Here is a 6582-nt window from a genome sequence, read left to right on the forward strand (position 1 = left end):
CAGAACCGGTCTTTCTCGTCCAATTTTCAGCTAGGGGGAGATTGTCCAGATGCAACACTTCAGCCCAGTGTCTCACTCAGGTACTGGGGCTCTGATATCCTTGTCAAACTGGTCTCATCTGGCCGATTTCGACACCATCGACGATGTACTATCCGATTCGCTGCGGTGGTGGCGGGCGTTTGGTCTCTGTGCAAGGCAAGCATCGCTTTACTCGTAGCTAAACCATCCTTAGTCTGGGCAGAAGAAACAAGCCGAACGAGTGACCCGAATGTATGATTCCCAATGCAGTTGGTGTCTGGAAGACTATGCGGACTCAGTCGATGGTTTCTGCTGGTTCTGTCGGCAGGTCAATGAGAGTGAGGCGGACGCATCGCACAAGTCGGAGCTGACCGGGTGGCTGGACAATCTCTCGCCTGACGACCCTCTCTGCTATGTCTATGTACTGGCGACCGACGAAGGCTCCTACGTCGGTCACACAGCAGACCTTGAGCGTCGCGTTCGAGAACATCACGTGGGACGAGTAAAGAGCACCGCTGGAACCAATCCTTCTCTCGTTTGGGACAGGCTTATGCTGACACGCGCCCACGCCGACGCCTGTGAGCGCGTCCTAAAGACCCTGCGTGACCATGACAAGAACGTGTTCTACTATCTCACTCGCGTTGGGCCCCAAGAGTGGACTGGTCTGGGAAATGTTGCAGAGCGCGAGCAACTCAGGCTTGAGCGCGAGCAACGAAATGCTGAATTGCTTGAGCAACTGAATCGGGAGCAAGGGCAGCGTGCTGAGCAACTCAGGCTTGAAAGGGAGCAAAGTCAGAGGGCGCGTGAGGGAAGGTCACGTGAACTTGCTGAGCAACGCAGGGATAGAGTCGAACAACTCCGGAATAGGCAGGAGCAGGAGGATGCTAGTTCAGGTAAACACCTTCTACTATGGGCATCCTTGCTGATGGTTGTGCTCGTCCTGACGTTTACACTAGCCTTCTGTGGAACGACCTAACCCTCTCAATGCCCTTGTGGTTTCCTAGCCCGTACCTGATGCCTGAATCACTTGTCGCACTTCGTCTTCTAAAAGGCATGGGTTGCGGACTTTACAGTTAAAGCCACCGACTTCATACACAGACTACTAACCTTATAGACAGGGGGTAGCTATGTGTACACAGCTCTCTTCTGTCTCAACGACAACAACTCGATGGGCATGCCCCTTCTCCGAAGGCTAAGTGGCATCACTGTTTTGAATGAGTTCGTTAGATTCAGCGATGTAAGCCACTTTGGTGACGAGGCCCTGATGACTCCTCTTTAACGCTGCTGTTTCGGTTCGTTGAATGAAGTACATAAGAAAGACTGCTTCGTCCCTCGTCATTTTTCCAGTGTAGGGCTCTCGCTCGACCATCAGATTTGCGGGATTGGTGGGTTGAGGAAAAATCCTGCCCCTTCTCGAGCAGTACACTGTCCTCGGTGGTTCTGCCAAAGCTTCGGGGCCCAGACACTTAGCGCACAAGGCCTTTAGGCTTGCTTAGCTCCAGAAAACAGTTGGCTGCTATACCTGAATAGCGACCCTCACTGCGTGGATATGGCACCCACATAGGATTAAGCGGGTTGCCGACCGGACGGCATGAGGCTGTTTGCTACCTACGGTAAGGACGCTGGCCTCCTTCCCGATGCCTTCCAGCTTGCAGCCGCGCTCCCACTGGCTGTTGTGATCTTGTTCCATGAGCGTCCACTGTTCCGTCATGGTGCGGCTCATGCTTCAAAGAGAATCAGTCTGCGTCCTAAGTTCCGAGTCTGCACTCCCGGGGAAATCACTCGCCCATCAACTCTTCAAGTGTTGGTGAGTCACCGTCTGGAGGCGAGACGTTCTTCAGTTCTCTGATGGCGTCGATAAACTCAATTGCAAACCAGACGTCGGTACTTTCCATTCCGAGCGCCTCCGGCTTGGCACCCTCCGTGTCTCGCACAAATCCGATTGCGTCTCTGTACTCCCTGATTGAAATCAGGTTATCCAGTCCGACGCGGAAGACCTCACTGGAACCCACGAAGTATAGGTGCCTGGTGGAGATTCCCAGCGTCCCCGTGTCGGCCTGCTCCATGGAAGCGACATACTGGTCGCTCCGGAACAGCCTCTTGCTCAGTCTCGTCATGAGCTTCAGATACGACACATTCTGGAATACCCAGATCAACTCTTCGCTATCGAGCAGGTTGAAGGGCAGACGCCCAAAACGGACCGCATATACGTTGCGGTCGAATCGAGGTATGACGGCATCGTCTGACAGAGAACTCAGAATCGTCATCATTCTGAGCACGTCGAAGTATGCTTCATCGCCTACATCATCAGAGGTCAGCTCGAAGTGCTTCCGGTATAGATTCAGGGCGAGTTGTCTTTCAGTTGAAAAACTGCGACTTGCAACAGCTTTGTCCAGTGCGTCACACCAGGATCTTGTAAGCAGAAGTCTGACCTGGCTGTCGGTAATGTGGAATCCACTGCGCGAAACCCTCTCCTTGACTCGACCAAGAAGGCCATCGAGCTTCGTTGAATCCAGAACTGCATCTGCACTCAGGTCAATGATGTCCAGAAACACCTGCCTGAAGCCCACCTCGCACTCCTCATGTCTGTCATTGAAGAGTCCAGCCGACCTCCGGCAATATGTACATTCACCCAACTGAGCCCATTCCCAATCTCTGCAACGGCCTGCACCTGTCTACCAACGACTTCAAACCACGAGCGATGCCACCGTACCCTGCTGTTGTGACGAATGTAAGTTTCTCTATGATTCATGCCTTTACAGCACTCATGGGCTGCACGACCAAATGGGCTCCAACGGAAGCTCTCAGGGCACCTCTGTCAATCGCCCGGTAGGGCCCGGCACCAGCTCGAGATAGGTGAGCGTGGTCTGGATCGACGATTGCCCCAGCCGGTGCGGACAGGCAGTTGATCAGGATGCCGTTCAACAGCCAGCGACGCACATCTGAGTACCTGAGCCAGTGGTGCCCAGTTCACCCGCCCCTGGCACTCCAAGACGGCTCTTGAGGGTACTTCGATTCAAGGGATGACTTCTGAACCCCCCTAAGTCGTTCGGAGCGCTTTGTGCCCTCAACATAAATGGTTCTGGCTGTCGACCAGAAGAACACGGCCATTCACATCACCGGTACCACGAGGTCCGACCTTCCAGGTTTACGTACACGATTCTCGTCCATTGCCTTCTATAGCGCTTCAGCATCAGCGCACCACACACCATCTCCCCTGAGGTCGATCGATAAGGTTAGCCTCAAGGTTTCGTACTTACGTGACGTCCGTCATAAACTTTTACCTCCTTTCGCTCGGTCATTGCCAAGAACACCAGGATAAATGGGCTCTTGGGGGCAAGTCCAACCAGTTCACTGGTCTCGAGATCGACATACACCACCTCCAGCATCGTAGTGAGAATGGCGTGTCGCTCCTTCAACCCTAGGGTCTGCCAATACTCACCGAAGTTCTCAAGAAGTTTGCCGGCCTCTTCCACGGCATCAAACTTCGGTATAGACAATCCCGATAACTGCAGCTCGATGTCACGGACCATCTTCTCGCCTTCGTCAAGGTCGTAGAGCCTCCTTCTGGTCATTTCCCTGACGAGCTGCAGTTCCTGTTCCAGCTCCCTTTTTCTTGACTGCGCTTCCGTCACGTCACTGCTCCGGATCTGATTGTCCAATATCCATTGCTGCCAGTCAGAACGCAAGTTGAATTCTTCCAGGTGAATGCAGACCTGATCATCTACGAATTCAGCCCTGATGCGCTTGCCAGCAGACCTGCAGGCCCCGGAGTGTTGGGGAACCGGGGCCCTACAGTAAACTCTGACGTAAGGACGAGAGGCCCTACGGTCGGGCTTAGTCTCGCAATGCAGTTTCACCCCGCCTGATCCGCGTCAACTGCGATGAAACTTTCCGGGCCATCCGGGACTGGATCTGACCCACAAGTCAACTGGCTCATATGCCCTCGAATGGATCTGTCGATCCGTTCCCGGGTGGTCCACTGAGTGTCAGAGGCTTCAGTGAATAAACCTCCCACCCGTCGAGGAACTGGCCGATAACGAGATTGTCTTCGTCAGTGGACTGGTCATTACGGCGTTGGATGCCAAAGGGGAATTCTGGTACTCGGGACGAGTCGTGTCCCCCGGAAAGACGAAGCGTGCCGAGGATGGCTCCATCGAAGGCATCCTCTCCTGGACAACGACCCGCTCCCAATAGCCAAGGCAACCGACAAGAGATTTCAGTTGGCAACCCTGCACTCCATCTGTCTTCGGACAGCCTTTACAATGTTAGCGGTGTGCAGGCAGCCCAGTAGGTCCCACGGCCAATTTCGGCTCACGGAGCAGAGTGAACTCCCATGAACAGCCCGTCAGTTTCCAGTCTAGTCGCCCTGGGCGAAGGGTTCACCACAGAGTTCAAGCAGTCCATGTCACCAACTCTGGGACGGGAGATTTGCGCCTTCGCAAACGCGACTGGCGGCGTGATCCTCATCGGGGTCGACGATGCCGGGAACGTTGTCGGTGTGGCGGACCACAACAGGCTGAAGTCCCAGGTCCAGAGCATAGCGCGTTCCGCAGACCCTCCCGTGGCAGTGGAGGTGGAGACTGAGGACGACGTGCTGTGCGTGACGGTCCCTGAGCAGCACGGCAAGCCATATTCCTTTGGCGGGAGATTCTTCATTCGCGAAGGGGCGACCTCACAGCAGATGTCGCGAGAGGAGATTCGTGACTTCTTCTTTCGCGAGGGACTCATCCGCGAGGATGAGACACCCTGCAACGCCTTCGATCTCTCAGAAGAGATTACCTCCGCACGCTGGGCTGAGTTCGCTGAGCGCACGGGCATCGATCCTGCCATGGATCCCATACCCGTGCTGGAAAACCTTCACCTCGTCAGGGACTCGAAAATGACCCACGCGGGAGCCTGGCTGCTGGCGGACGACATCACCAGACTCACCATCCAGGCCAGTGTGACCTGTGCAGTCTTCCGGGGCAGTACCAAGACCCATATTCTCGACCGCAGAGAGTTCAAAGGAAACCTGTACAGTATCTACCAGGATGTGATGGGGTTACCTACAGGCACAACTGAACTCCGCCCTCATCCCCAATGCGCAGGGCAGAACGGAACGGCTCGAGTTGCCTGAGAGCGCACTGCGGGAGGCTGTCGTCAACGCCATCGCTCATCGAGACTATCGAAGTACTGCCAACGTTCAGGTCTACGTCTTTCAGGACCGCGTGGAGATTGTGACGCCCGGCGGGCTACCAGCAGGTATGCGAGAGCAGGACCTGGGAAGCCGGAGTGTTCCCCGCAATCCCCTCCTATTCAGCATGCTGTACCGAATGAAGCTGGTCGAGCAGATAGGGAGCGGTATCCGCAGAATCCACGATGCCTGCACGGAGTATGGTGCTGAAGACCCAGTCATCGACGTCTCTGCGGAGTGGGTGACTGTCACGTTCCCTCGTTCCGCGGCGAACGGCACCCCTCATGTGACCCCACATGGTACCCCCCATGTCACTCCCCATGTGGAGCGCCTGATATCGGTCCTGCGTGGAGAGATGAGCCGGGCGGAGATTATGCAGAAAATGGAGTTGGCAGACAGGCGACATTTCAGAAGCACCTACCTACAGCCCGGTCTCGACGCCGGCTTGGTCGAAATGACGGTTCCCGACAGTCCGAGAAGCAGGTCACAGCGATACCGGCTGACCTCCATGGGCAGACAGGTCCAGTACTCTCAGGAGCATTCCGGAGACAGTACCTGAAGATCCCACTTTCCAGCGAAGGCTGCAGCGGCTGCGGGGGACTGATCCAGCGGATGTAACAGGAGTGAAAACGTTGGGTGAAACAACGAGCACAGGCTCACACGCAGTGAAGGCGATATGAGCGTGGGCTATCCATCCTCCACGAGCGCCCGAGAGTTGAAATGCGGGCGGCGATGTCCAGCCTCGATCGGTACATAGTGACTCCCAGAGTCTCCAAGCACAGGCTATTTGTTTGGGTCACAGCCGATACGCTGCCGGACAGCGCAGTCATTGCTTTCGCGAGGGACGACGATTACTTCTTCGGTGTCCTGCACTCCCGCATTCATGAGTTGTGGGCACGGTCCCAAGGTACTCAGCTGCGTGAAGTCGAGTCGGGGTTTAGGTACACCCCAACGTCTACACTCGAGACGTCTCCATTTCCTGAGCCGACGCCCGACCAGAGGGTTGAGATAGCGAAGGCTGCGAAGCATCTCAACACGCTCAGGCAGGGCTGGTTGAATCCCCCACCCGATGACGTCAGTCTCAGTGAACGGCGAAGGCGTACGCTGTCGAACCTTTATAGCTCTCCTCCTACCTGGCTCAGGTTGGCTCACTGGAGTCTGGATGAGGCCGTATCAGCGGCGTATGGATGGCCTGCGGATCTTGCTGACGGCGAGATAATCGCTCGGCTACTCGACCTGAACCTAAAACGCGAAGCTGTGGAGTGAGAGTTCAACGCCAGGTGTCAGCGCCAAGCTTAAACTGTGCGAAAACGTGTCGCCGTCCAGGGAAAATGTCCGCCTAAGTGTTCAGCGATTATGTCCGTTCGTAACGTTGCCGATGGTAACAG

At 55.5% G+C, this 6582-nt stretch carries 6 protein-coding genes; 4 read left to right on the top strand and 2 right to left on the bottom strand.

The annotated features are described in order from the left end of the window. The first annotated feature begins 268 nt into the window (after positions 1–268). The gene (locus tag J4G14_14825) at positions 269–994 is read left to right on the top strand and encodes a hypothetical protein (GenBank protein ID MCE2459062.1); all 726 of its coding nucleotides are present in this window, start codon (positions 269–271) and stop codon (positions 992–994) included. Positions 995–1796: 802 nt separating this feature from the next. On the opposite strand, the gene J4G14_14830 is transcribed toward J4G14_14825, so the two are convergent. Both J4G14_14830 and J4G14_14835 read right to left on the bottom strand, forming a co-directional pair. Next, entirely contained in the window at positions 1797–2588 is a 792-nt protein-coding gene (locus tag J4G14_14830; protein ID MCE2459063.1) for a hypothetical protein, read from the bottom strand. 672 nt (positions 2589–3260) lie between these two features. Continuing rightward, the gene (locus J4G14_14835; protein MCE2459064.1) at positions 3261–3653 is read right to left on the bottom strand and encodes a hypothetical protein; all 393 of its coding nucleotides are present in this window, start codon (positions 3651–3653) and stop codon (positions 3261–3263) included. A 701-nt stretch (positions 3654–4354) separates the two neighbouring features. Between J4G14_14835 and J4G14_14840 the strand changes: the two genes are divergently transcribed. From J4G14_14840 to J4G14_14850, 3 genes are all read left to right on the top strand, one after another. Then, the gene (locus J4G14_14840) at positions 4355–5137 is read left to right on the top strand and encodes a putative DNA binding domain-containing protein (protein ID MCE2459065.1); all 783 of its coding nucleotides are present in this window, start codon (positions 4355–4357) and stop codon (positions 5135–5137) included. Continuing rightward, positions 5130–5753: a hypothetical protein gene (locus tag J4G14_14845; GenBank protein MCE2459066.1), complete on the top strand. Its 624-nt coding sequence runs from the start codon at positions 5130–5132 to the stop codon at positions 5751–5753. Before J4G14_14840 ends, J4G14_14845 begins: the two co-directional genes overlap by 8 nt. Before the next feature lie 173 nt (positions 5754–5926). Continuing rightward, on the top strand, positions 5927–6460 hold the full coding sequence (locus J4G14_14850; protein ID MCE2459067.1) for a hypothetical protein: 534 nt from the start codon (positions 5927–5929) through the stop codon (positions 6458–6460). The last annotated feature ends 122 nt before the right edge of the window (positions 6461–6582 follow it).

It is taken from the genome of Dehalococcoidia bacterium, assembly GCA_021295915.1.
Lineage (GTDB): Bacteria > Chloroflexota > Dehalococcoidia > Lucifugimonadales > UBA1123 > VXRN01.